The organism is Ferrigenium straubiae (genome assembly GCF_051257895.1).
GTDB lineage: Bacteria > Pseudomonadota > Gammaproteobacteria > Burkholderiales > Gallionellaceae > Gallionella > Gallionella straubiae.
Genome location: NZ_CP194331.1, coordinates 1,795,107 through 1,818,922, shown reverse-complemented (window position 1 = coordinate 1,818,922; position 23,816 = coordinate 1,795,107). Strand labels below are relative to the sequence as shown.

20 protein-coding genes are annotated in these 23,816 nt (G+C 60.0%); 6 read left to right on the top strand and 14 right to left on the bottom strand.

Features of this window, described 5'->3' with window-relative positions:
* Positions 1–106: 106 nt before the first annotated feature.
* Genes ACRRNM_RS08770 through petA form a run of 3 tightly spaced genes read right to left on the bottom strand, consistent with a single transcriptional unit; the run spans position 107 to position 2,674 of the window.
* Positions 107–823 (bottom strand): cytochrome c1, encoded by a 717-nt coding sequence (locus ACRRNM_RS08770; protein WP_435627850.1) that lies wholly within the window; start codon positions 821–823, stop codon positions 107–109.
* Positions 824–845: 22 nt separating this feature from the next.
* Entirely contained in the window at positions 846–2,084 is a 1,239-nt protein-coding gene (locus ACRRNM_RS08765; protein ID WP_435627849.1) for a cytochrome b, read from the bottom strand.
* Complete coding sequence (petA, locus tag ACRRNM_RS08760; protein ID WP_435627848.1) at positions 2,081–2,674, bottom strand: ubiquinol-cytochrome c reductase iron-sulfur subunit; 594 nt, start codon at positions 2,672–2,674, stop codon at positions 2,081–2,083. Before petA ends, ACRRNM_RS08765 begins: the two co-directional genes overlap by 4 nt.
* A gap of 291 nt (positions 2,675–2,965) precedes the next feature.
* On the opposite strand from petA, the gene glmU reads away from it, so the two are divergent.
* From glmU to ACRRNM_RS08745, 3 genes are all read left to right on the top strand, one after another.
* Entirely contained in the window at positions 2,966–4,330 is a 1,365-nt protein-coding gene (gene glmU, locus ACRRNM_RS08755) for a bifunctional UDP-N-acetylglucosamine diphosphorylase/glucosamine-1-phosphate N-acetyltransferase GlmU (protein ID WP_435627847.1), read from the top strand.
* A 1-nt stretch (position 4,331) separates the two neighbouring features.
* Positions 4,332–6,158 carry a glutamine--fructose-6-phosphate transaminase (isomerizing) gene (glmS, locus tag ACRRNM_RS08750; RefSeq protein ID WP_435627846.1) on the top strand — a complete coding sequence of 609 codons (1,827 nt, stop codon included), beginning with the start codon at positions 4,332–4,334 and terminating at the stop codon, positions 6,156–6,158.
* Positions 6,159–6,321: 163 nt separating this feature from the next.
* On the top strand, positions 6,322–7,086 hold the full coding sequence (locus tag ACRRNM_RS08745) for a ParA family protein (RefSeq protein WP_435627845.1): 765 nt from the start codon (positions 6,322–6,324) through the stop codon (positions 7,084–7,086).
* Positions 7,087–7,301: 215 nt separating this feature from the next.
* Here ACRRNM_RS08745 and ACRRNM_RS08740 read toward each other — a convergent pair whose 3' ends face one another.
* From ACRRNM_RS08740 to ACRRNM_RS08725, 4 genes are all read right to left on the bottom strand, one after another.
* Complete coding sequence (locus ACRRNM_RS08740; protein WP_435627844.1) at positions 7,302–8,588, bottom strand: tetratricopeptide repeat protein; 1,287 nt, start codon at positions 8,586–8,588, stop codon at positions 7,302–7,304.
* A 139-nt stretch (positions 8,589–8,727) separates the two neighbouring features.
* On the bottom strand, positions 8,728–10,254 hold the full coding sequence (gene ubiB / locus ACRRNM_RS08735) for a ubiquinone biosynthesis regulatory protein kinase UbiB (protein ID WP_435627843.1): 1,527 nt from the start codon (positions 10,252–10,254) through the stop codon (positions 8,728–8,730).
* Between the two features lie 2 nt (positions 10,255–10,256).
* On the bottom strand, positions 10,257–10,838 hold the full coding sequence (locus tag ACRRNM_RS08730) for a ubiquinone biosynthesis accessory factor UbiJ (protein ID WP_435627842.1): 582 nt from the start codon (positions 10,836–10,838) through the stop codon (positions 10,257–10,259).
* Positions 10,839–10,844: 6 nt separating this feature from the next.
* Positions 10,845–11,705, bottom strand: a complete 861-nt coding sequence (locus ACRRNM_RS08725) for a Tim44 domain-containing protein (protein WP_435627841.1) — start codon at positions 11,703–11,705, stop codon at positions 10,845–10,847.
* 115 nt (positions 11,706–11,820) lie between these two features.
* Here ACRRNM_RS08725 and ACRRNM_RS08720 point away from each other — a divergent pair, with 115 nt between their 5' ends.
* Positions 11,821–13,935 (top strand): ABC transporter substrate-binding protein, encoded by a 2,115-nt coding sequence (locus ACRRNM_RS08720; RefSeq protein ID WP_435628662.1) that lies wholly within the window; start codon positions 11,821–11,823, stop codon positions 13,933–13,935.
* 38 nt (positions 13,936–13,973) lie between these two features.
* Here ACRRNM_RS08720 and ACRRNM_RS08715 read toward each other — a convergent pair whose 3' ends face one another.
* From ACRRNM_RS08715 to ACRRNM_RS08705, 3 genes are all read right to left on the bottom strand, one after another.
* Positions 13,974–14,432 carry a bacteriohemerythrin gene (locus tag ACRRNM_RS08715; RefSeq protein WP_435627840.1) on the bottom strand — a complete coding sequence of 153 codons (459 nt, stop codon included), beginning with the start codon at positions 14,430–14,432 and terminating at the stop codon, positions 13,974–13,976.
* Between the two features lie 32 nt (positions 14,433–14,464).
* On the bottom strand, positions 14,465–14,959 hold the full coding sequence (locus tag ACRRNM_RS08710; protein WP_435627839.1) for a hypothetical protein: 495 nt from the start codon (positions 14,957–14,959) through the stop codon (positions 14,465–14,467).
* A 291-nt stretch (positions 14,960–15,250) separates the two neighbouring features.
* Positions 15,251–15,544 (bottom strand): hypothetical protein, encoded by a 294-nt coding sequence (locus ACRRNM_RS08705; protein WP_435627838.1) that lies wholly within the window; start codon positions 15,542–15,544, stop codon positions 15,251–15,253.
* Positions 15,545–15,789: 245 nt separating this feature from the next.
* Here ACRRNM_RS08705 and ACRRNM_RS08700 point away from each other — a divergent pair, with 245 nt between their 5' ends.
* Positions 15,790–17,169, top strand: a complete 1,380-nt coding sequence (locus tag ACRRNM_RS08700; protein WP_435627837.1) for a sigma-54 interaction domain-containing protein — start codon at positions 15,790–15,792, stop codon at positions 17,167–17,169.
* Between the two features lie 10 nt (positions 17,170–17,179).
* Here the strand turns inward: ACRRNM_RS08700 and rsmA are convergent, their stop codons facing one another.
* The 4 genes from rsmA to ACRRNM_RS08680 all read right to left on the bottom strand — a co-directional run bounded on the left by rsmA (position 17,180) and on the right by ACRRNM_RS08680 (position 22,723).
* Positions 17,180–17,965, bottom strand: coding sequence for a 16S rRNA (adenine(1518)-N(6)/adenine(1519)-N(6))-dimethyltransferase RsmA (rsmA, locus tag ACRRNM_RS08695; RefSeq protein WP_435627836.1), 786 nt, complete (start codon positions 17,963–17,965; stop codon positions 17,180–17,182).
* 158 nt (positions 17,966–18,123) lie between these two features.
* Complete coding sequence (gene pdxA / locus ACRRNM_RS08690; RefSeq protein WP_435627835.1) at positions 18,124–19,143, bottom strand: 4-hydroxythreonine-4-phosphate dehydrogenase PdxA; 1,020 nt, start codon at positions 19,141–19,143, stop codon at positions 18,124–18,126.
* A 3-nt stretch (positions 19,144–19,146) separates the two neighbouring features.
* A complete protein-coding gene (locus ACRRNM_RS08685) occupies positions 19,147–20,526 on the bottom strand; it encodes a peptidylprolyl isomerase (RefSeq protein WP_435627834.1) in 1,380 nt (459 codons plus the stop codon).
* Between the two features lie 13 nt (positions 20,527–20,539).
* A complete protein-coding gene (locus tag ACRRNM_RS08680) occupies positions 20,540–22,723 on the bottom strand; it encodes an LPS-assembly protein LptD (protein ID WP_435627833.1) in 2,184 nt (727 codons plus the stop codon).
* A 90-nt stretch (positions 22,724–22,813) separates the two neighbouring features.
* Here ACRRNM_RS08680 and ACRRNM_RS08675 point away from each other — a divergent pair, with 90 nt between their 5' ends.
* Positions 22,814–23,809, top strand: coding sequence for an aminoglycoside phosphotransferase family protein (locus ACRRNM_RS08675; protein ID WP_435627832.1), 996 nt, complete (start codon positions 22,814–22,816; stop codon positions 23,807–23,809).
* Positions 23,810–23,816: the final 7 nt, after the last annotated feature.

Genomic DNA, 23,816 nt, shown 5'->3' with positions numbered 1-23,816 from the left:
AAAACCGTTAAACAAAAGCCAAAAGGCGAGACCAGCGGCCCCGCCATAATGGCACTTAACGAAACAGCCGGGAAACTACCACAAGCAGCCCCTGAAATTCAAGCACTTAGTGGATATCTTTCCAGATTTCTCTCTTCAAGGCGTAAATCAGCGCGAAGAGGATGAACAGGAAACCCAGCACGATAAAACCGAGATTATAGCGCACCAGCTTGACGGGTTCACCCATGAATACCAGGTAACTGGTCAAATCGGCGATGGCCACGTCGTATTCGGCAGGCTTCATCGAGCCGGGTTTGTCCAGCACCAGCCTCCTGATTTCACCCCCCTCGCGGTTCTCGACGACCAGCCTCTGCTCGCCCTGCAGTTCGGCCAGCATGTTCGGCATCCCCACATTCGGAAAGATCAGGTTGTTCCAGCCGCTTGGGCGGCTGCTATCCACGTAGAAGCTGCGCAAGTAGGTGTAGATCCAGTCCGGCCCCCGCGAGCGGGAAATTACGCTGAGATCGGGAGGAGTGACGCCATACACTTGCCTGGCGGCTTCCTTGTCCATGGAGGCCTGCATGGTCGAGCCGAGCTTGGCGCCCTCGGGCAGCTCCTTCTTGATCTGCTCTTCACTCATGCCGATATCTTTCAGCCGGTTGTAGCGCATGTAGGAGGCGCTGTGGCAGCTCAGGCAGTACAGGGTGAACAGTTTTGCGCCGCGTTGCAGCGAAACCCGGTCTTTCAGGTCGACCGGCGCCTTGTCCAGGCGAATGTCGGCTGCACCGGCCATGGCCGGCAACGAGAACAACCACAGCACCCATAATCTTCCGATGGCCTTCATGTTGAGGGTCTCCGTTGTCGTTTTATGGAAACGTCACGCGATCCGGCTCGGGTCTGGTCTTGTCGATCCTGGTGTACCAGGGCATCAGCAGGAAGAAGGCAAAGTACACCGCGGCAAACCCGCGGGAAATCCAGGTATACAGTGGCGTGGCCTGCATCAGCCCCAGCCAGCCGAGGCCGATGAAGCTGACCACGAACGCTGCCAGGAAAGCCTTGAAAATCGGGCCGCGGTAGCGGATCGACCGGACTTTGCCCCGATCCAGCCAGGGCAGGAAGAAGAAGACCACCGTTGCCACCCCCATCGCCATGACGCCCGGAAATTGAGAACCGAACAGGGGCGGCATGGCGCGCAGGATGGCGTAATACGGGGTGAAGTACCATACCGGCGCGATGTGCTCGGGCGTCTTCATCGGATTGGCCGGGATGAAATTGTTGGTCTCCAGAAAGTAGCCGCCCATTTCCGGAACAAAGAAGATGATGGCGCAGAAGATGATCAGGAAGCCGACCGCCCCGACCCCGTCTTTTACCGTGTAATAAGGGTGAAAGGCAACGCTGTCCAGCGGGTTGCCTTTGGCATTTTTGTGTTTCTTGATTTCGATGCCGTCCGGGTTGTTCGAGCCGACTTCATGCAGCGCCACGAGATGTGCAACCACGATCCCCAGCAATACCAGCGGGATCGCGATGACGTGCAGCGCGAAAAAGCGGTTCAGCGTGGCATCCGAAACCACGTAATCGCCGCGAATCAGCAGCGCGAGGTCCGGGCCGACGAAGGGCACGGTGGAAAAGAGGTTCACGATAACCTGTGCGCCCCAGAACGACATCTGCCCCCAAGGCAGCAGATAGCCCATGAACGCCTCGGCCATCAGCAGGAGGTAAATGATTACGCCGATGATCCACAGCAATTCGCGCGGCTTGCGGTACGAGCCGTACATGAGGCCGCGGAACATATGCAGGTAAATCACCACGAAGAACATCGAGGCGCCCGTGGAATGGATGTAGCGCAGCAGCCAGCCCCATTGCACATCGCGCATGATGTATTCGATGGAAGCAAAGGCAGACAGCGCATCCGGCTTGTAGCTCATGGTTAGGAAGATACCGCTCACGATCTGGATCACCAGTACCAGCAGCGCCAGCGAGCCGAAGAGATACCAGAAATTGAAGTTCTTCGGCGCATAGTATTCCGAGACATGCACTCGGTAGGTCGAGAGGAGCGGAAAGCGGTCGTCGATCCAGCCGATCAGTTTCTTCAGGAGGCCTGTCATGCAGCCTCCTTGCTGTCGTCGCCGATGAGGAGTCGCCCGTCGCTGAGGTATTTATGCGGCGGAACGATCAAATTGGTCGGTGCGGGCACGCCCTTGAAAACGCGTGCCGCCAGGTCGAAGCGCGAGCCGTGGCAGGGGCAGAACCAGCCGCCCGCCCAGTCCCTGCCCAGATCGACCGGGGCAATCTCGGGGCGATAGGTCGGTGAGCAGCCCAGATGGGTGCAGATACCGAGCACCACAAGGTACTCGGGCTTGATGGAGCGGTAGGGGTTTTTGCAGTATGCGGGTTGCTGCGGGACGGTTGAATCCGGGTCGACCAGTTTGTCGTCATGCCTGGCCAGCAGATCGAGCATTTCAGGGGTGCGGCGCACAATCCACACCGGTTTGCCCTGCCACTCGACGCTGATCATCATGCCGGGCTCGATGCCGCTCACGTCCACTTCAACCGGGGCGCCGGCCGCCTTGGCGCGCTCACTCGGCATCAGGCTCAGCACGAATGGGGCGCCGGCTCCCGCTGCGGCAATTCCGCCTGCCGCGGTCGTGGCGGCGATCAACAACTTGCGCTTGCTGCGATCTACATTGTCAGTCATGGCCGCTCGTCCCTTTTAATAGTATTGCGCTATTACCCGGATGACGATTCCGGCTGGAACTGTAATGACTGCCCGTATTGCTTTAAGCTTCGAAGCGGGTCGGGCGCAGTTTGCCGGGACAAACAAATGCATGGCAGTTGGCATGAAACTCATGCCGACAGTGATTACTATATAGCAAAATTGCCTGATGCAAGATACGGTATACCCAGTATTCCTTGGCGACATGCCAAGGCTGCCAATGGCTGCGACCTTTCTTTTTGTTTATACTGCGGCATATCCAGAAGGCCGAACATGAGCGCATTGAACATCGTGGTCCTCGCTGCCGGTAAAGGCACGCGCATGTATTCCGAAAAACCCAAGGTATTGCACGCACTGGCAGGCAGGCCGCTGCTCCAGCATGTGCTGGATTGCGCCATGGCGCTCGAGCCAAAACAGGTCTGCGTGGTGTACGGGCATGGCGGGGATGCCGTGCCGCAGGCGATGCGGCAGTACGATGCGAAATTCGTCATCCAGGAGCCGCAGCTCGGTACTGGCCATGCCGTACAGCAGACGATGCCACATCTCGCCGATGACAGCCGGACGCTGGTGGTGTACGGGGACGTGCCGCTGATCCAGCCCAGCACGCTGCACCGGATGCGGCAGGCGGGCGAGGGCTTGGTGCTGCTGACGGTCGAACTGGACAATCCGGCAGGCTACGGGCGCATCGTGCGCGACGCGCAGGGCGATGTGCTTTGCATCGTCGAGGAAAAGGACGCGACGCCCGAGCAGCGCGAAATCAGGGAGGTGAACACCGGCATCCTGCTTGCGCCGACCGGCAAGCTGCGCGAGTGGCTGGCCAACTTGAAGAGCGACAATGCGCAGGGCGAGTATTACCTGACCGACGTCGTCGCGATGGCGGTGGGGCAGGGCGTTGCGGTGCATACCGTGCAGCCCGCCCACGCATGGGAAATCCACGGCATCAACAGCAAGGCGCAACTGGCCGCACTGGAGCGCACCTGGCAGCAGGTCGAGGCGGACCGCCTGCTGGCGCACGGCGTGACGCTCGCCGATCCGGCGCGCATCGACGTGCGCGGCAGGTTGTTCTGCGGGCACGATGTCGGGATCGATGTCGGCTGCATTTTCGAAGGCGACGTGACCCTGGGCAGCAATGTGCACGTGGGGGCTTACAGCGTTATCCGGAATGCCAGTATCGCCGATGGCACCAGCATTGCTCCCTACAGCCTGATCGACAGCAGCGAGGTGGGCGCCAACTGCGTTATCGGCCCGTACGCGCGCCTGCGCCCCGGCACGAGGCTGCACGATGAGGTGCATATCGGCAATTTCGTCGAGGTCAAGAACAGCGAGATCGCGCAGGGCAGCAAGGCGAACCATCTCAGCTACATCGGCGACAGCACGGTGGGCAGCCGCGTGAACGTCGGCGCGGGCACCATCACCTGCAATTACGACGGCGCAAACAAATATCGCACCGTTATCGAGGACGACGTGTTCATCGGCTCGGCCACACAACTGGTCGCGCCGGTGAAAGTAGGCAAGGGCGCGACCATCGGCGCCGGTTCCACCATCACCAAGGATGCGCCGCAGGGTGAACTCACCCTGTCGCGCAGCAAGCAAGCGACCATCAACGGATGGAAACGTCCAACGAAAGAGAAAAAATAGCATGTGCGGAATCGTAGGTGCAGTGGCGCAACGCAACGTTGTGCCGATTTTGCTGGAAGGGCTGCAACGCCTGGAATATCGCGGGTATGACTCCGCCGGACTGGTGGTGGTGCATGACGGGCAGCTCGAGCGGGTGCGCAGCACCGGGCGGGTTGCCGAGCTGAGCGCGAAGAGTACGGCGACCCAGGGGCTGACCGGCATCGCGCATACGCGCTGGGCGACGCACGGCGTGCCGAGCGAGCGCAATGCCCATCCGCACCTCAGCCGGAATCATATCGCCGTGGTGCACAACGGCATCATCGAGAACTATGAAGAGTTGCGCGCCAGCCTGACCGCGGCGGGTTACGAATTCACCTCCGATACCGATACCGAGGTCATCGCGCACCTCATCCACAGCCATTACGCACGCGGCAATTCACTGCTGGCGGCAACGCAGGCTTCGCTCGCCGAGTTGGTGGGCGCTTACGCCATCGGCGTGATCGCGGTGGATAACCCCGGCCAGCTCATCTGCGCGCGGCGCGGCAGCCCGCTGCTGCTCGGGGTGGGTGAGGGCGAGCACTTCATCGCCTCGGATGTCTCCGCGCTGCTGCCGGTGACGCGCCGGGTGGTGTATCTCGAAGAAGGCGACGTGGTCGAACTGGAGCAGCGCGGCTACCGGATTTTCGATGCGCAGGGCCGATGCGTCGAGCGCGCCGTGCAGACCAGCGAACTGAGCAACGAGAGCGTCGAGCTCGGCCAGTACCGCCATTACATGCAGAAGGAAATCCACGAACAGCCGCAGGCGCTGGCGAATACGCTGGAATCGGTGTGCAACAGCCAGTCGCTGATTCCCGGCATCTTCGGCGCGGAAGCGGCGGAGGCCTTCGCCGATATCGACAGCATCCTGATCCTGGCCTGCGGCACCAGCCACCATGCCGGCATGGTGGCGCGCTACTGGCTGGAGGAAATCGCCGGCATCCGCTGCAGCGTGGAAATCGCGAGCGAATACCGCTACCGCACCAGCGTGCCGAACCCGAAGACCCTCGTGGTGGTGATCTCCCAGTCCGGCGAGACCGCCGACACCCAGGCCGCGCTGAATCATGCGAAGGCGCAGGGGCATAACCATACGCTCGCGATCTGCAACGTGCCGGAAAGCGCGCTGGTGCGCCTGTCCAAACTGCGCCTGCTGACGCGCGCCGGCCCTGAGATCGGCGTAGCCTCGACCAAGGCGTTCACCACGCAACTCGCCGCGCTGTTCCTGCTCACGCTGGTGCTGGCCAAGCAGCGCGGCCGCCTGACTGCGCAGCAGGAGCAGCAATACCTGCACGAACTGCGCCACCTGCCGGCCGCGGTGCAGAAGGTGCTGGAACTGGAGCCGCAGATTGCCCAACTCGCCGAGCAGTTTTCCGGCAAGCAGCATGCGCTGTTCCTCGGACGCGGGCTGCACTACCCGATCGCACTGGAAGGCGCGCTCAAGCTCAAGGAAATCTCCTACATCCACGCCGAGGCCTATCCTGCCGGAGAGCTGAAGCACGGCCCGCTGGCGCTGGTGGACAAGGACATGCCGGTGATCTCGGTTGCGCCGAACGACGCGCTGCTGGAAAAGCTGAAGTCCAACCTGCAGGAAGTACGTGCGCGCGGCGGCGAGTTGTATGTGTTCGCCGATGCGGATACGCATATCCATGCGGCGGACGGCATCCACATCATGCAAATGCCGGAACACGCAGGGTATTTGAGCCCTATTCTGCACACCATCCCGCTGCAGCTGCTGGCATATTACGTCGCATTGCAAAAGGGTACGGATGTGGACAAGCCAAGAAACCTCGCCAAATCCGTCACCGTGGAATAACTACGGTTTGCGGTGGCGAGGTTTCTTGGCTTGCGGTGCAGGCTAACCTGCATAGCAGGTTAAGCCCTGGAGGGGCGGCCGAAGCCACAAACTGCGGGGAGGGCCAAGCCGCCACATTTGAGTGGCCATGTCTCCCTCTTTCAATTTCAGGAGAAGTTCGCGCATGGCGGTAATCGCCGTATTCAATCAAAAAGGTGGCGTGGGTAAGACCACGACCTGTCTGAACGTGACGGCTGCGCTGAATATCGCGCAGCAATGCCCCATCGCACTGGACATGGATCCGCAGGGGCATCTGACCCTGGCCAGCGGGGCGGCGAAGGCAATGCCGAACACCGGCATGGCGGCGTTCTTCAAGGACAAGACCACGCTCTCCGAACTGCTGCAGGAAACCCCGGGCGGTTGGCAAATCATTCCGGCTTCGCTGGAACTCGCCAAGATCGATGCGCTACTGGGCAGCGACCCCAAGGCCGCAACGCTGTTGCGTCAGGGTTTGCGCGAGGATCTGGCGCTGACCGGCGCGCCCATCCTGATCGACTGCTGCCCGATGCTGGGCGTGCTGACGCTCAATGCGCTGCTCGCAACCGACCGGGTGCTAATCCCGGTTTCGGCTGATTTTCTTTCGCTGCAGGGGGTGCATCGCCTGGACAGTGCGCTCAACGTGCTGGAGGGCAGGCTCAACCGCAGATTCGAGAGGCGCGTGGTCGTGACGCGCTTCGACTCACGGCGCAAGCTGGCCTACGAAATTTACGACAAGCTCAGGGACCGTTATGGCTCGCTGGTGTGCGAAACGCGCATCGGTGAAACCGTCGCGCTGGCAACCAGCCCGATGCACAGCAAGGATGTATTCGACTTCGCGCCGCACAGCCCGGGCGCGGCGGACTACCGGGCGTTGACCCAGGAGCTGTGGGACAGCGGCTTCTTCGTATGAGAAGCTCTTTAAAATTGCTGCAGAGGGTGCCTGCGGCGTTGCGCGGTACTCGAAACCCTCATGTACTTTAAGTACATTCTGGCTTCTGCGTTGACCAGCGACTTGGCTGGCGTATTTTGCCAGCTTAGTCGAATGGCCATGCAAAGCTCCGTGCGCCTTGCATCCATTCCTCTTCGCGAATTTTAGACAGCTTCTGCTAGGCTAGGCGCAGAGCGTCAGTGCTGGGTGCGGCGGATCTGCTTGGCGCGCGCCTCGGCCTGTGCGGCCAGCTCGGCTTTATTCTGCTTCTTGTATAGGTCGGACAGGATGTCGAGCACGGCCGCCACGTTGGGATGGTTGCCGCCATAGACGGCCTCTTCGATCGCGAGGGCGCGATTCAGCGATTGCTCGGCCTCAGCGTATTGCCCCAGCTCCATCTGTATCAGGGCCAAGTTGTTCAGGCTTTTTGCAACTTCGGCATGGCCCTGGCCGTAAGCCTTTTCCTCTATGAAAAGCACGCGTTTCGCGACAGGTAACGCCTCGGCATATTTGCCCTGTATCTTGTACAGCCCGACCAGATTGTCCAGCACCTTGGCGGCTTCCGGGTGATCGACCCCGTAGAATTTTTCTGCGATGCTCAGCGCGCGTTTGTGCATGTCTTCGGCGGCGGCATAGCGATGCTGCGCCTCATATAGCTTGGCGAGGTAGAAGATCGGTGCCAAGGCGCCGGGCTGGTCGCCGTTCCCGTTGCCCTTCTCGCTGATGGTCAGCGCGCGCTTGAGCAGCGGTTCGGCATCGGTTTCCCGGCCTTGCGCCTGGTAAACCAGCGCAAGGTTGAACAGGGCTATTTTCACTGCGCTACTGTCCGCGCCAAAAGTTTTCTCGCGGATCGCCAGGGCGCGCTTGAGCAGGGCTTCTGCCTCGGCATATTGGCCGAGCTCCTGATGCAGGTGCGCCAGATGCATCAGCGAGCCGTCCAGTTCGCGATGGTTAGCCCCCAGCTCCTTCTCGCGGATGGCGAGCGCGCGCTGGTGCAGCTGGATAGCGATGGCGAACTGGCGCTGGGATTCCTGCAATTCGGCGAGCCGGAACAGCGGTGCAATCAGTTTGATGCTGTCGGTGCCATAGGCGTTTGCCTCGATGACCAGCGCGCGCTTGAACAGCGGCTCTGTAGCGGCATATTTTCCCTGCTCGAGGTACAGTTCGCCGAGGTTGTTGAGCGTCTCGGCCACCGCGAGGTCGTTCTCGCCGAGGCTCGCCTCGCGTATCTTCAGGGCGCGCCTGAAAAAAGGCTCGGCGGCGGCGTACTTGCGCTGTTTTTCGTAAACCTGCGCCATCCTGTCGAGTTGTTCGGCGACCTTGAGGTGATTGACGCCGTAGGCGCGCTCCGCGTCGACAATGGCTTTGCGCGCCATGCGGACTTCTTCTTCCTGCTTGATGAGCTCATTCAGGGAGGGCGCGTCGATGTGCCCGGCTTGTGCAATGGCAGGGTAGGCGAAGGCCAGAAAGAGGCAGCAAGCCATGAAAGGAAACGCCGCTGAGTTTCTCATTTCAGTCACCTCCTTGAATAATTCATCGCAGGCCGGTGCGGATATTACGGCTATCCCGGCCGATCATCGGCAGGGATGGCCGCGTCCTCGTCGTGGGGAAGGCCGGTAGCCTTCAGGCTGCGTAGGAGCCGATGATACTCCATGCAACAATGCCCAGCAGCAACAGGCTGATCAGGGTCAGCAGGGTGTTGTTGCGCTTCTGCTGCGCCAGTATCTTGTGCAGCATCTCGGCGTGTTGTGCTGAGCCGTCGCTCGTCAGACGGCGGTGCAGCACCCGCGGCAGTTGCGGCATCAGGGTGGCGTAGTTCGGTGCTTCGGTGCGCAACGTCTTGAGGAAGCCGCGCCAGCCGATCTGCTCGTTCATCCAGCGTTCCAGCCACGGTTTGGCGGTCTTCCATAAATCCAGTTCGGGATCGAGCTGCAGGCCCAGGCCTTCGATGTTGAGTAGCGTCTTCTGCAGCAGCACCAGTTGCGGCTGGACTTCGATGCCGAAGCGGCGCGAAGTCTGGAACAGGCGCAGCAGCACGCGGCCGAACGAAACTTCGCGCAGCGGCCTGTCGAAGATCGGTTCGCACACCGCGCGGATGGCCGATTCCAGTTCGTCCACGCGGGTGTCGGCGGGCGCCCAGCCGGATTCGATGTGCGCCTCGGCGACGCGCTTGTAGTCGCGGCGGAAGAAGGCGATGAAGTTCTGCGCCAGGTAATGCTTGTCGGTGTCCGTGAGGGTGCCCATGATGCCGAAATCCAGCGCGATGTAGCGCCCGTCTGCCGCCACCTGGACATTGCCCGGGTGCATGTCGGCGTGGAAAAAGCCGTCGCGGAAAACCTGGGTGTAGAAAATCTCCACGCCGTTTTCGGCAAGCTTGGGAATGTCGATACCCGCTTCGCGCAGCGCGCCCACTTGGCTGACCGGGAAGCCGTACATGCGCTCCATCACCATGATTTCCGGGCTGCAGTAATCCCAGTACATCTCCGGCACCATGAGCATCGTCGAATTGGCGAAGTTGCGCTTGAGCTGGCTGGCATTGGCAGCTTCGCGCATCAGATCAAGCTCGTCTTCCAGATGCTTTTCGAACTCCTCGATGACCTCGCGCGGCTTGAGGCGGCGGCCTTCCGCCCACCACTCGACCATGTCCGCCGCCGCTTTCAGCAGCGCGACATCGTGTGAAATGATGCCGGTAATGTTGGGGCGCAGGATCTTCACCGCAACATCGCGGCCGTCCGGCAGCACGCCGAAATGCACCTGCGCCACCGAGGCGCTGGCGACCGGTGTTTCTTCGAAGCTGCGGAACACCTCGCGCAACGGCTTACCATAGGCCGTTTCCAGCATGGCTACCGCCTGCGCAGAGGGGAACGGCGGCACCTGGTCCTGCAGCTTGGCAAGCTCGTCGGCGAGGTCGGCCGGCAGCAGGTCGCGCCGGGTAGACAGCATCTGCCCGAACTTGACGAAGATCGGGCCGAGATTTTCCAGCGCGCGGCGCAGCCTGACCGCGCGCGGTTCGGAGACGTTGCGCATGAACAGCAGGAGGTTCAGCGGTGTGCGCAGCCAGCGCACCTGCTCGGGCGCGAGCAGGAATTCATCCAGCCCGAAGCGCAGCACGACAAAGATGATTTTCAGTAACCGCAGAAAACGTAACATATTCAATGATCCTTTGCTGCCGCCAGTTGCCTGATGCGTTGCTCCATGCGCGCCACATCGTCGCGCAGCGTGTCGACTTGTTGCACGAACGCGTCGATTTGCTGTCTGCTGGCCAGAAGCGGGTGTTCTTCGGTGAAATATGTCGCCGCCGATTTCGAGAAGTTTTCCGATGTGCCGTGCAGCCGTTGCCGGGCGCCCCGCACAGTCTGCATAATGCGTTCTGCGGAAGTATTGCCGGTGATGCGGCCAAGGTCATGCGCCGTATCCCAGCGCAGATTGTGCGACAGGAAGAAGATTTCCGTCAGCAGCGCGGCATCGCCTTCGGTGTGAATTTCAGCTTGGGCATGCTCGTCGTGAAGCGCGAGGCGCGGCAGTAGGGTGGGGGGGATGACGAGGATGGCGTCCGCAGTGGTTGAGGTATCGGTGCTGCGCAGCGTTCCATCCGCCAGGATGGTGCAGGCGAAGGAAAACGGTGCGATGTCGAAGCGAGCCGTCTTCCCTGCGAAGCGCGCAAGCCTGGCAAGCGCCCAGCCGTTCTGTGCGAGCAAATAGTTCAGCGCCGCAGCAGAGGGGTGGGGGAACATGGCCGCTTAATGCAGGGCGGTCTGTTGAATACCGGCCAGCAGCCAGACCGACTTGTCATCGCTCAGATCCTTCTGCACATGCCAGATTTCATTCACGTCTGCCGGCGTGCCGCTGTTTTCGCGCAGCTGCCCGGTGAAGCGCACGCTGGCGATCGCCAGATTGCCCTCGTTCGCCACCTCCAGCAGTTCGCCGCTGACCGACAGCACGTCGGTTTTCTGTGGCGCATCGCCGCGCTCCTGCATCTGCATCGAGATTTCGGCGAACATTTCCGGCGTCGTGTATTCGCGGATATCGTTCAGGTCCTTGCGGTCGTTCGCGGCCTGCAGGCGGATGAAAGTGGTCTTCGCGCTGCGCAGGAAACTTTCCACCGGGAAATCTGCCGGGATATTGGCCGTTGTGGCCGCAGGCGCCGGGCTTGTCGAGCCGCCGGACAGCGGCTGCGGGGCGGTGTAGGGTGCGCCAGCCCCGGCGTATTGCATGGCAGGCTGAGGTTGTTGCTTGCGGAATTTTGCCAGCAGGAACATCACCGCCATTGCGCCGAGGAGGATCATCAGGATGGTGCCCATGCCTTCACCCAGCCCCATGTTGGCAAGCAGCGCACCCAGCCCGGCGCCGATTGCCAGCCCGGCCAGCGGCCCTAGCCACTTGTTGCCGGCCGGTTGAGCGGGAGCTGCCTGTGCAGGCGTTGCACCCTGAGCGGGAGCGGGTGCGGGTGCAGCGGCAGGAGCCTTCTGCGCCTGTTGCGGAGCCATGGTCCGTTGTTTGCCGAAACTGCCGCCTCCGCCGAAACGTTTGGCTTCCGCCGTCGCGGCAAACAGGCTCACGCTGGTCAGAGCGACCGTCAATATCATCAAAAACCGTTTCATGTATTCCTCTTGGGTGCGGTTAACAAAGCGGGCGTAAGTATAGCATCAGAGATTGCCGCCACCCTTCATGCTCCTCAATCATGACGCACTGGCGCGATTCCGCTACACTTTCGCCATGAGAGCCTGGTTTGCCTTGCCGTTGGTCGTGCTGCTTTCCGCCTGTGGCGGCGGATTGTGGAACAACCCCTATCCGGCGGCGGACGATGGCAAGCCGATCCTCTACACCGCGTTTACCGAGCGTCCCAAGCATCTCGATCCGGCACAGGCATACAGCGAGAACGAGTATGAATTCCTTGCGCAGATCTATGCCCCGCCGCTGCAATATCATTACCTGAAGCGCCCCTACGAACTGGTTCCGCTGGCTGTGAGCGAGATGCCGACCGTGCGCTACCTGGACAAGAATCGCCGCCCGCTGCCGGCTTCCGCGCCCGTGGAAAAGATCGCCTTCAGCGTGTATGAAATCCGCATCAAACCCGACATGCGCTACCAGCCGCATCCGGCGTTTGCGCCGGAGTATATGCGCCTGACGCCGGACGACATGCGCGGCATCCATACGCTGGGCGATTTTCCGCACCGCGGCACGCGCGCCGTCACGGCGGCGGATTACGCCTACCAGATCAAGCGCCTCGCGCATCCGCAACTGCACACACCTATCCTCGGCGTGATGGGCGAATACATCGTCGGCCTGAAAGACTTTGCCGTGAAGCTGCAGCAGGCAGCACAGAAAAATCCCGCGGCGTTTCTCGACCTGAACGAATATCCCTTGCCGGGCGTGCAAGTGGTGGATGAGCACACCTATCGCATCGAGGTGCATGGCAAGTACCCGCAGTTCGCCTACTGGCTGGCGATGCCGTTTTTCGCACCGATGCCGCAGGAGGCCGAGCGCTTCTATGCGCAACCGGGAATGCGCGAGCGCAACCTGACGCTGGACTGGTGGCCGGTGGGCAGTGGGCCGTATTACCTGTCCGAGAACAATCCCAACCAGCGCATGGTCCTGAGCCACAACCCGTCTTACGGCAGCGAGACCTATCCGGCCGAGGGCGAGTCGGGCGATGCGCCGCTGCTCGCGGATGCGGGTCGGCCGCTGCCGCTGATCGACAAGGTGGTGTTCAGCCTGGAAAAGGAAACCATCCCCTACTGGAACAAGTTCTTGCAGGGCTATTACGACGCTTCCGGCATCAGCTCGGATAGCTTCGATCAGGCGGTGCAGGTGAATGTCGGCGGTGAAGCCGCCGTGACTGAGGAAATGAAGACGCAGGGGATCGAACTCTCGACGGCGGTTGCAACTTCCACCATGTACACCGGCTTCAACTGGCTGGATCCGGTGGTGGGAGGCAGCTCGGAGAGGGCACGCAAGCTGCGCCAGGCCATCGCGATCGCGGTGGATTTCGAGGAGTTCGTTTCGATCTTCGCCAACGGCCGCGGAATCGCCGCCCAGTCGCCGATTCCGCTGGGTATCTTCGGTTACCGCGAGGGTGAGGCGGGGCTGAACCGCTATGTGTACGACTGGATAGACGGCGCACCGAAGCGCAAACCTGTCGAGGAAGCCAGGCGATTGCTCGCCGAGGCGGGTTATCCCGATGGCGTGGATGCGCAGACCCGCCAGCCGCTGGTGATCAATCTGGATACTACCGCCAGCGGCGTGGGCAACAAGGCGCGTCTCGACTGGCTGCGCAAGCAGTTCGACAAGATCAGCGTACAACTGGTGGTGCGCAGTACCGACTACAACCGCTTCCAGGACAAGGTTCGCAAGGGCGACACGCAGATGTTCTATTTCGGCTGGAACGCCGACTATCCCGATCCGGAGAATTTCCTGTTTCTGCTGCATGGCGCGCAGGCCAAGGTGGGCAAGGGCGGCGAGAATGCGGCGAACTACAATAATCCGGAATACGACCGGCTGTTCGAGCAGATGAAGAACATGGAAAACAGCCCGGCGCGGCAGCTCATCATCGACCGGATGCTGGAAATATTGCGCAAAGACTCGCCGTGGCTATGGGGCTTCCACCCGAAGAGCTATGTGCTGCAGCATGGCTGGCTGCATAACGTGAAGCCCAACGTAATGGCCAACAACAAGCTCAAGTACTGGCGCGTGGACGCCGCGCAGCGCGACCGGCAACGCCGCGCATGGAACCAGCCTGCGCGTTGGCCGCTGTGGCTGCTGGCTGCAGCGCTGTTGCTGTCAGGCGTCTGGGTGTGGCGCACCCTGCGCCGGCGTGAAGAGCAGCTGTAGGGCGGTCAGGTATACCGCTCGTTCATGCGGGAAACGGCCTACAGGCTGCAGCCGCATTCACATTTGTGCACACCTCTTTCGGGCAGGAAGTCGTAGGGAAGATGCTGCAGCGCCGACTTCATCCGCATATCTGCCTTGGTGATATGTTCAATCAGCTGGTACTTTAAAAAAGCGGAGTAATGTTTAATCTCGTCTTCGGGCCACAAGCCGTCTTTGGTGGCCATCCCCTCTTTCAAGCGGCGGGCTTCCTTTAGCAGATTTTGTTGCGCCAGCTTATGCTGGGTGAAGTCATAATTGACCGATCGGGCAATATGGTTTTCATTTGCAAAATGAATGCATAGCCACTGTTCCAGTTGCCCGAATACCTGCGACAGGGCGAGGCAGTCCCCGGTGTTAATCAGGGACTCGATATTGTCGATTATTCCCAGCAGATTCCGGTGTTCGGAATCGATAACCGCGTTCCCGACGCTCAGCTTCTTTTTCCATGCCAGTCCCATCTATGCTACCTCCCCTGCGATTTTTTTGGCAATCAGTGGATATGTTCCAGTCCATGCCAGCCGGGATGGTCGAAATACTTGCCGTAATTATCCAGTGCACGGGCAATCTTCGCGGCACCCTTGTATGCATCGCTGCCGCCCTGTGTTTTCATCGCATCTGCACCGGCGATGATGTCGGCCAGCACGAGATGCAGCATGGCATCCACTTTTGGTTCCAGCTTGCAGTTTTTCACCATGAACGCAATCTGGTCGTCCATCTTCCGGGCCAAGGCGCGGTATTGCTCCGAAGTGGCCTTGCCGGAGTGGATGGCCGGGAGGTCGGCTGCCAGCGCATCGCGAATGCGGCCCATGCCCTGACGCAGGCTGTTGTCAGTAGTTAATTTCTTGCCGTTATCGAGGGTGAGCTGTGCCGTTTCTCCCGCGCCATGGGAATGCTGATGGCCTTCAGCAAAGGCTACGCCTGAGCCCAAGCTCACTAGCACAGCGGTGGACAGGGTTACGGCTATTCTTTTCCATTGTTCGAACATTCTATCCCCTTGGTTGGTAATTTCAGTTCTGGTTGTGCCGGATTTGGTTTTGTATTTTATTGGCAGGAATAGAGACTGGGTAATGGCTAAATGGCTCCAGCATGAACACTTCTAATGGGTGGCTGATATGCGTTGGCTTATATAACCGTGTGCCCGGTAAAATTCACAAAAAAATGCCCCTGACTCTTCCGATTCAGGGGCAGAACATCTTAACAGCTTGGGAGAGGTTAAGACTTGGAGAACCGATAAAAAGCTTGCGCAGCCTGCGGGCGGCAGGCTGCGCAAAGCCTGTTAGCACACAAAGTTTTGGTTGGCTGAGGCGAGGTAATCTTTTTCACCAAAGTTGGCCTCACTGCCGGGGTAAGCGGCGTGCAGTTGATCGACTACAACCGCATTGCCTTCCGCTTCACGCCAAGCACATGTCCGTACTGAATGCCGCTCGGCAGCCAGGTTTGCTTGCTGATCTTTCTGTATCGCAGCAGCACTCATGCCGGAGTAAATTTCATCGACCGGGGTTGCAGCCTGCACGGCTGTAGTGGCCAAAACACCAGTAAGGATAAGACCTGCCAAAATATGCGTTTTCATGATCAAAGCTCCTTAGTATGTAAACTTGCTTGAATTCCCTGCCATCCTGGCGGGGGTTTCGCCTGTGGGGTAAAGCGCTGTTCACAGGTGGACGCCTTGTTATAAGCACTTACCGTGCCAGAATTGTAGTTTATTGAAAATAAAGGAATTGTATTTGCAAGTGCTTATGGGGGTAGATTGACAACGTTAAGAGATAACGTTAGCATTACGTTCATAGTGAACACATTAAGAGGCGGTGAACCATCATGATTAATTTACCGGGGTTGAGGCAGTTTCTCGACAATCTGGAGGAGGGGATTCTTCTGCTCGACCAGCAACGGCGTGTCGTGGAGATCAATGAGGCGGCCATCCGCATGCTGGGGCAAAACCATGACAATATCCTGGACAAACTCTGTCCCAGCATTTTCCAGGGAACGGAATGCGCGCGAAGCTGCGATAAGAGAGGGCATTGCACCCTCATGAAAAACGCGATACAGGGGAAGAAGGTTCAGGACCTCGTCGTGCAGCGCCCGGATGGAATACTGATCCCCTTGCGCATGTGGGCGATGCTGCTGCCCTATGACGGGCAGTCGGTCTACTGCGCCGTGGTGCTGCGCGATCGCACCCATGAGGTGCAACTGGAGGAAGCGGCCAGCGACAGGCTGCGCCTGGGCGGCCTGGTGGGGCACAGCGTGGTGATGCGGGATCTGTTCCGCCAGATCTTGCGGGCGGCGGCAAGCGAGGCCAGCATCCTCATTACCGGTGAGAGCGGCACAGGCAAGGAGTTGGTTGCGCGTGCGTTGCACGATAATTCGAGCCGCGCCAAGGGGCCATATATACGGGTGCACTGCGCTGCATTTCCCGAGCAGTTGCTGGAAGGCGAGTTGTTCGGCCACGCGCGTGGTGCATTCACCGGTGCGGCCACAGCCCGCGAGGGCCGCTTCGAGGCCGCAAACGGCGGGACGCTGCTGCTGGACGAGATCGGTGAGGTTCCCCTGAGTGTCCAGGTCAAGCTGCTGCGCGTCCTGCAGGAACGCGAAATCGAACGGCTCGGCGAAAACCAGACGCGCAAGGTGGACGTGAGGATTATTGCGGCAACGCACCGGGATCTGCCAGCCATGGTCAACAGCGGCGAATTTCGCGCCGACCTTTATTACAGGTTACGGGTGCTTCCGCTGCATGTTCCCGCCTTGCGCGAACGTCGCGAGGATATCCCGCTGCTGGTCAGCACCATGCTTACCAACATGCTTGCCCGCCATCCAGGGCGCGATATTCAGCTTTCCAACGAAGCGCTCGACGCGTTGGCTGCCTATAGCTGGCCGGGCAATGTCAGGGAGTTGGTCAATGCCCTGGAATATGCAATGGTGCATGTGGATGGGACGTCTATCCTGCCGCGCCACCTGCCGCCGGAGATACAGGAAGCCGCCCACCAGGTTGACGAAATACGAGCCGTGACCGCTCCGGGAGTTGTTACACCACTGGTGCAGCGCTATTACCGGGCTCCGGTGCAGCAGGCAGGGCAAGAGAAAGAGATTCTCATCCTTGCGCTAAAGGAAACCGGGGGAAACAAGGCCGCCGCCGCCGAGAAGCTCGGTATGTCACGCACTACGTTATGGAAGAAACTGAAGCAGTATGGCATTGACTGAATCGCCATTCTCATCCTCTTGGTTTCAAGTAATTCGCCGCTTTTGCATAGTCAGCAACGGCCAGGTTCTCCGCGCGTAGTTGGGCGTTGATGCCGAGCATTTCGAAATCGGCCTCATTCAAGTAACCGCGCAGGGTGTTGCGCAGCGTCTTGCGGCGCTGCCCAAATGCCGCGCTGACGATGGTGGCGAAGAGTTTCTCATTGCACACCACGATCTCGGCGGCGGGCAGCGGAATCATGCGCACGACGGCGGAATTCACCTTGGGCGCCGGGCGGAACGACTGCGGCGGCACATCGATCAGCTTCTCCATCCGGAAGCGGTATTGCAGCATCACCGACAGCCGCCCGTATTCCGGCGTGGACGGCGCTGCGACCATGCGCTCGACGACCTCGTTTTGCAACATGAAGTGCATGTCGCGGATGCGTCCTGCATACTCGGCAAAGTGGAACAGCAGCGGCGAGGAAATGTTGTAGGGCAGATTGCCGACGATACGCAAGGGGGCGGGCAGCGTCGCAAAATCGAATTCCAGCGCATCTCCGGCATGGATGGCCAACTTCGCTGCAGGGTTACCTTGCGGGTAGTCATGCTCTAGCCGCGCAATGATGTCGCGGTCGATTTCCACCACGTGCAGGCGATTCAACCGCTTCAGCAGCGGGCGGGTCAGTGCGCCCAGGCCGGGGCCGATCTCGACCATGTTGTCGTCCGGTTCGGGGCGGATCGCCGTGATGATGTCGGTGATGATCCGTTCATCGACGAGAAAGTTCTGGCCAAAACGTTTTTTGGCTTGATGGCTCATTTTCGTGATCTCAAAAAACGTTTCGGTGGAGGCTCATACGCGCAGCGTGTGATGCCGGAACCAAAACGGAAGGCTTGGTGATTCATTCAGTAATCCAAAAACGTTTCGGTGGAGGCTCATGCGCGCAGCGCGTGATGCCGGAACCAAAATGAAGGGCTTTATGCACGGTGCGCCTGCTGATTACGCGCCATCAGTGCAGCAAGCCTGATCGCCTCCAGCAGGCTGCCGACGTCGGCCCTGCCGGTTCCCGCCAGATCGAGCGCAGTGCCATGGTCCACCGAAGTGCGGATGATCGGCAGGCCGAGCGTGACGTTTACGCCCTGCCCGAAGCTGGCATGCTTGAGCACCGGCAGCCCCTGATCGTGATACATCGCGAGCACGCAGTCGCATTGTGCCAGCTTCTGCGGCGTAAACAGGGTGTCGGCGGGCAACGGTGCGCTGACATCGAAACCCTCGGCGCGCAGTCTGTACAGCACCGGGATCATGATTTCGATTTCTTCGCACCCCAGGTAACCGCCCTCACCGGCATGCGGGTTTAATCCGGCCACCAGGATGCGCGGCTGCGCGATGCCGAAGCGGGATTGCAGATCGCGCCGGATGATGCGCAGCACGTTTTCCAGCAGCGGAGCGGTGATTGCGGCAGGCACGTCTTTCAGGGGAAGGTGGGTGGTGGCCAGCGCCACCCGCATTCCACCGCCGGCCAGCATCATCACCACCAGTTTGGTGCCGGTCTGCTCGGCAAGGAACTCGGTATGTCCAGTGAACGCTACCCCGGCATCGTTGATGATGCCCTTGTGCACCGGTGCGGTAACCATGCCGGAAAATTCGCCCGCCTGGCAGCCATGCACGGCGCAGCGCAGCAACGCCAGTACATAGCCGCTGTTGGCGGCATCCAGCACGCCGGCCCTGCATGGCGCAGCGAGTGGAACGTGTATGACCGGCAGGGATGGGTGCAGGGGGGAAGAGGACGTTGCCACACCCTTGCCGGCAACATAATCATGCAGTTGCAAGCTGATGCCGAGTTGCGCCGCGCGTTGCTGCAACAGGTTTTTATCGGCAATCACCACCAACGGGACATCGGGCGGTGCGGCGGCAAGCTGCACGCATAAATCGGGACCTATGCCCGCCGGTTCGCCTGCGGTGATTGCCAGCGGGGCCGGAGAGGATGCCACATTCACCGCTTACTGGTTTTCATCGAGGTGGTATTCGATAAATGCGCGGTCACGCAATTGGCGCAGCCAATCCTGAAATTGTTCCTCGGATTTGAAGGTGCCGATGGCCAAGCGCGCCTGCTGGCGTTGCTGTTGTTCGCTAACATCGGTATTCCTACGCTCCAGCACCTGGATCAGGTGCCAGCCGAATTGCGTTTGCACCATGCCTATCATGCCGGGCTGCAGCTTGTTCATCGCCTCTTCGAATTCAGGCACGGTCTGTCCCGGCGACAGCCAATCCAGGTCGCCGCCCTGCTGCGCGCTGCCGTCCTGGGAAAAACGCCTGGCCTGCTCGGCAAAATCCGCGCCGCTCTCGATGCGGCGTTTGATTTCCATTAGCCGGTTCCGGGCCTCGCTTTCGGAAACGATCTCACTGGTCTTGATCAGGATGTGCCGCGCATGAGTTTGGGTGATTACCACCGGTGCGCTGCCGCTACGCCTTTCAACAAGTTTGAGGATGTGAAAACCGTTCGGACTGCGCAGCAGCGCAGTGACCTGCCCGGGCTGCAGTTTTTGCAGTTCACTGGTGAACAGCGGCGGCAGGCGGTCGCTTGGCCTCCACCCGAGATCGCCGCCTTTCAGCGCGTCCTTGGCGTCGGAATAGCCCGCCGCAACCTGCGCAAAATCCGCGCCACCCTTCAATTGACTCAACGCCTGTTCCGCCTTGTCGCGCGCTGCCTGTATCTTTTCCGCACTGGCCTGTTCAGGTATCACCACCAGGATATGCGCGAGATGAAGCTCCTCTTCCGCACTGCCCGCTTTGGCTTTGTTGGCGAGATAGCTGGCCACCTCGCTGTCGCTGATGATGAGCTTGCTTTCCACCTCGCGCTCGCGCAAACGCGTGGAAATGATTTCGTTACGTATCTCTTCGCGGAATTTTTTGAAGTCTACCCCGTCCGCTTCCAGCCTGGTGCGGAATTCGGCCAGCGACGGGATGTTGTTCTGCTGCGCGATGCGCGTGATTGCCAGATCCAGTTGCGTATCGTCCACGCGCACGCCGCTTTCCTTGGCGTATTGCACCAGCAGCATGTCGGTGATCATGCGTTCTAGCATCTGCCGTTCCAGCACTTCGGGTGCGGGTAGCGGCGTCCCCTGTTTTTGCAGCTGGCGCACCACTGCCTGCAGCCGGTCATTCAGCTCCTGGCGGGTGATCACGTCGTCGTTGACCACAGCAACCACCGAGTCGATTACCGCTACCTGTTGTTGCGGGTCGGGCTTATGCGAGTCGGTGATTGCGGGCGCCGCCTGAGCGGGCTTTGCCGTTGCGGTATCGGCGGCGCAAGCGGGGTATATTGCACTGAATGTTGCGCAGCAAATCAGCGCGGTAGCTGCCGTTCTGGATATCATCATTCCTCTGTCCTGTTCAACGCAAGACTGAACTGGGTTTATCGGCGGGTCTTGCGTTTAACTTGGTATAGCTGGGTACGTTCTGCTTCAAGACATCTATGGGATCCACGCCGACACCGACCAGGTCGGTCAACTCAAGTTGCAGGAAAATGCCGGTAACAGCCTGCTGTGCCGCGACAGTGAAACGTTGTGCCACAAATCGAAGCGTCCAGCAGCTTTGATTATACTCAAGCCCGGCGATCGACTCCAAAGTTTTGTTATCCTGGATGGAGTAATTCAAGCGCCCTATCGCACGCCAGTGGCTGGATAACGGCCATTGACCGGAAAGATCGGCCTGGCGCAGGGCATTGCGCTGGAAACGGTAGCCGAGATCGAGAGACTTGCCAATTTCCGGCCGGTAACGCATGGCGATGTTGTAGCGCTGGCTGTGCGCCAGGTTGGGGTCGTACTGGAGTTCGCTGTCAAAAGACAAAGCCCTGGCTACGCTCCCGGAAACGGCAAGCAGGATGTCGGATTTATTGGTCGTCGCCGTGGGCGCGACAAAATTCACCTGGGGTGTTTTGAAGCTGAAACGCTCGCCTACCATCACCCTCAATCGTTCCATGCCGTTTTCCTGCTCCAGTAAACGCGAGGTCAGGGCCAGCGTAACGTGATTCGCGTCGCCTACCCGGTCGCTGCCGAAGAAGCGGTTTTCGGTGAACATCTGGGTAAAGTCGAAACTGGCCTGTGCCGAATCGAAATTGGGCAGCCGGTCCTGGTTCCTGTACGGCACATAGACATAGAAGGCACGCGGTTCCAGCGTATGCACATAGTCGCCGCCGAGCAGGTTCCAGTCACGCTCGAAGGCGATTCCGCTGTCCAGGCTCATGAGGGGCAGGGTGCGCGAAGAGTTGGGCAAAGTACCGGTGTTGTTGGCGCCCATTGCGTAATAAGTGCTGTGCAGCGCCACTTTTGGAGTGACATAGTATGCGGGATCGTTGATCAGCGGATAACTCACGCTGGGGTTGAGCACCAGCCGCTGGGCATTCAGCGATGTGGGGTGGGCAAAATCCACGAATTCACTGGTAAAAGCAAGGTTGACATCGGAGTAGCTATGCTGTGCATTGAGCGTCAACTGCGGCAGTCGTTTATAGGGTGCGCCAATCGGCGCAGCCGGATCCTGCAGGGTCTGGTAGCGCTGTACGCGCGCGGTTGCGTTCCACCAGCCGGCGCCATAGCTCAATCCCGCTTCCTGCAGGAGATTGACCTGCGAAGTGGCATTCACCGTGTTCCCCAGATCGCGGAAATACGCATCGTCCGAGACGCTTTGCAGGTTGGTGTAGCCATTCAATCCGCCTGCAAGGGTCTGGTTATGCATAAGGGAAATATGGCTGCGGCTGCGTTTTGCCAGCGCATCGCTGGGCAGCATGTCCACATGCAGTTCGCCGTTATAGCGCGGCTCCAGATAGCGGAATTCATTGTTGAGTAGCACCCCGCGCTTGGTCATGATGCGCGGCGCTATCGTGGCATCCCGGTTCGGCGCGATATTCCAGTAATAGGGCAGGGTCAGTTCCCGGCCGCCGGTGGTGGTGCTTCCTAAAATCGGCGACAGGAAGCCCGACTTGCGCTGGTCATTGAGCGGAAAGTCCATCCACGGCGAATACAGGATCGGCAGGCCCATGAATTCTACCCAGGCATGATGGGCCGTGCCGATCTGCCGGTCGCGGTCGATCTCCAAGCCGCGCATTTTCAGCAGCCAGTCCTTGTCGTCGGCCGGGCAGGTGGTATAGATTGCGTTATCCAGCGTGTAATGCAGCTTGTCGTGGATGTGCATCATATCCGCCGACCCGCGCCCGTCATTCTCCGCGAGGTAGTAAACCGGCTGCTTCATGGTGCCGATGTTGGTGTCCAGGTTCAGCTTGAGATGCGGCCCGCTCATCGTGCTGCCGTCCTGCTCCAGCACCACCGAGCCCTGCGCGTCGAGATCCTGCGTATCCTGGAAATACAATAAATGATCCGCCCGGATGGACTGTCCGCGCTTGCGCAGGATCGCATTGCCCGTCGCCTCGATCTGGCTTTCCTTCTTGCCGGTCAGATGATCAGCCTCCACGAAGGCAGGCGTCTCCTGCACCGGCTCTGCCATTGCCTTGAAGGTCTTGTCCATGCGCAACCGGAGCTGCTCCGCATTCGCGTCGGCATGGTGCGCAAATGTGCAAAGCAAGGTGAAGACGACAGGCTTGAGACGAAACCGCATGACAATAGTAAGGTGGTAAACTTCCGCAAGTTTACCATTAACATCGAAAAGCCCGATATGCAACGCCAGCAACAGCTTACCGTGTGGCTGCAAGGCCTGCTTCCCGGCGAGACCTTTACCCTCGCCCCGGCCTCCGCCGACGCCAGCTTCCGCCGCTATTTCCGCGCCTCATTTGCCGACGGCACAACCCGAATCATCATGGACGCACCGCCGCAGCATGAGGACTGCCGCCCCTTCCTGCATATTGCCGGGCTGTTCGAGGAGGCCGGGGCGCATGTGCCGCATGTGTATGCGCAGGACCTGCAGCAGGGCTTTTTGCTGCTCTCCGACCTCGGCAACACCACCTACCTGCAGGGGCTGGATGCCGGCACGGCGCGCGAACTGTATGGCGCGGCCACGGACGCATTGATCAAAATCCAGCTCGCCTCGAAGGAAAACGAGCTGCTCCCTTACGACGAAACCCTGCTGCGCCGCGAGCTGAACCTGTTCCCGGACTGGTATGTCGCCAGTCACCTCAATGTCACCCTCAGCGACAAACAGAGAGCCACGCTGGAAGAGAGCTTCCGCCGCATCCTCGCCAACAACCTCGCGCAGCCGCGCGTGTACGTGCATCGCGATTACCATTCGCGCAACCTGATGGTGAGCGAGCCTAACCCCGGCATCCTCGATTTCCAGGATGCGGTATACGGCCCGATCACCTACGACCTCGCCTCGCTGTTCAAGGATGCCTATATCAAGTGGGAAGAAGCGGAGATCATGGACTGGCTGATCCGCTACTGGGAAACGGCGCGCAAGGCCGGGCTTCCGGTGCGCGCGGATTTCGGCGAGTTCTACCGCGACTACGAATGGATGGGCGTGCAGCGGCACATCAAGGTGCTGGGCATCTTCGCGCGCCTGTACCACCGCGACGGCAAGGACGGTTACCTGAAAGACATGCCGCTGGTGATGGACTACCTGCGCCGCGCCTGCGAACGCTACATCGACCTCAAGCCGCTGCTATACCTGCTCGACGAGCTGGAACCGCACAACAAACAGCAGGGGTACACCTTTTGACGATGCC

Excerpts from the sequence above, each read along its gene's own strand:
- ACRRNM_RS08770 (WP_435627850.1), bottom strand. The coding sequence starts at position 823 with ATGAAGGCCATCGGAAGATTATGGGTGCTGTGGTTGTTCTCGTTGCCG.
- ACRRNM_RS08765 (WP_435627849.1), bottom strand. The coding sequence starts at position 2,084 with ATGACAGGCCTCCTGAAGAAACTGATCGGCTGGATCGACGACCGCTTT.
- petA (WP_435627848.1), bottom strand. The coding sequence starts at position 2,674 with ATGACTGACAATGTAGATCGCAGCAAGCGCAAGTTGTTGATCGCCGCC.
- glmU (WP_435627847.1), top strand. The coding sequence starts at position 2,966 with ATGAGCGCATTGAACATCGTGGTCCTCGCTGCCGGTAAAGGCACGCGC.
- glmS (WP_435627846.1), top strand. The coding sequence starts at position 4,332 with ATGTGCGGAATCGTAGGTGCAGTGGCGCAACGCAACGTTGTGCCGATT.
- ACRRNM_RS08745 (WP_435627845.1), top strand. The coding sequence starts at position 6,322 with ATGGCGGTAATCGCCGTATTCAATCAAAAAGGTGGCGTGGGTAAGACC.
- ACRRNM_RS08740 (WP_435627844.1), bottom strand. The coding sequence starts at position 8,588 with ATGGCTTGCTGCCTCTTTCTGGCCTTCGCCTACCCTGCCATTGCACAA.
- ubiB (WP_435627843.1), bottom strand. The coding sequence starts at position 10,254 with ATGTTACGTTTTCTGCGGTTACTGAAAATCATCTTTGTCGTGCTGCGC.
- ACRRNM_RS08730 (WP_435627842.1), bottom strand. The coding sequence starts at position 10,838 with ATGTTCCCCCACCCCTCTGCTGCGGCGCTGAACTATTTGCTCGCACAG.
- ACRRNM_RS08725 (WP_435627841.1), bottom strand. The coding sequence starts at position 11,705 with ATGAAACGGTTTTTGATGATATTGACGGTCGCTCTGACCAGCGTGAGC.
- ACRRNM_RS08720 (WP_435628662.1), top strand. The coding sequence starts at position 11,821 with ATGAGAGCCTGGTTTGCCTTGCCGTTGGTCGTGCTGCTTTCCGCCTGT.
- ACRRNM_RS08715 (WP_435627840.1), bottom strand. The coding sequence starts at position 14,432 with ATGGGACTGGCATGGAAAAAGAAGCTGAGCGTCGGGAACGCGGTTATC.
- ACRRNM_RS08710 (WP_435627839.1), bottom strand. The coding sequence starts at position 14,959 with ATGTTCGAACAATGGAAAAGAATAGCCGTAACCCTGTCCACCGCTGTG.
- ACRRNM_RS08705 (WP_435627838.1), bottom strand. The coding sequence starts at position 15,544 with ATGAAAACGCATATTTTGGCAGGTCTTATCCTTACTGGTGTTTTGGCC.
- ACRRNM_RS08700 (WP_435627837.1), top strand. The coding sequence starts at position 15,790 with ATGATTAATTTACCGGGGTTGAGGCAGTTTCTCGACAATCTGGAGGAG.
- rsmA (WP_435627836.1), bottom strand. The coding sequence starts at position 17,965 with ATGAGCCATCAAGCCAAAAAACGTTTTGGCCAGAACTTTCTCGTCGAT.
- ACRRNM_RS08685 (WP_435627834.1), bottom strand. The coding sequence starts at position 20,526 with ATGATGATATCCAGAACGGCAGCTACCGCGCTGATTTGCTGCGCAACA.
- ACRRNM_RS08675 (WP_435627832.1), top strand. The coding sequence starts at position 22,814 with ATGCAACGCCAGCAACAGCTTACCGTGTGGCTGCAAGGCCTGCTTCCC.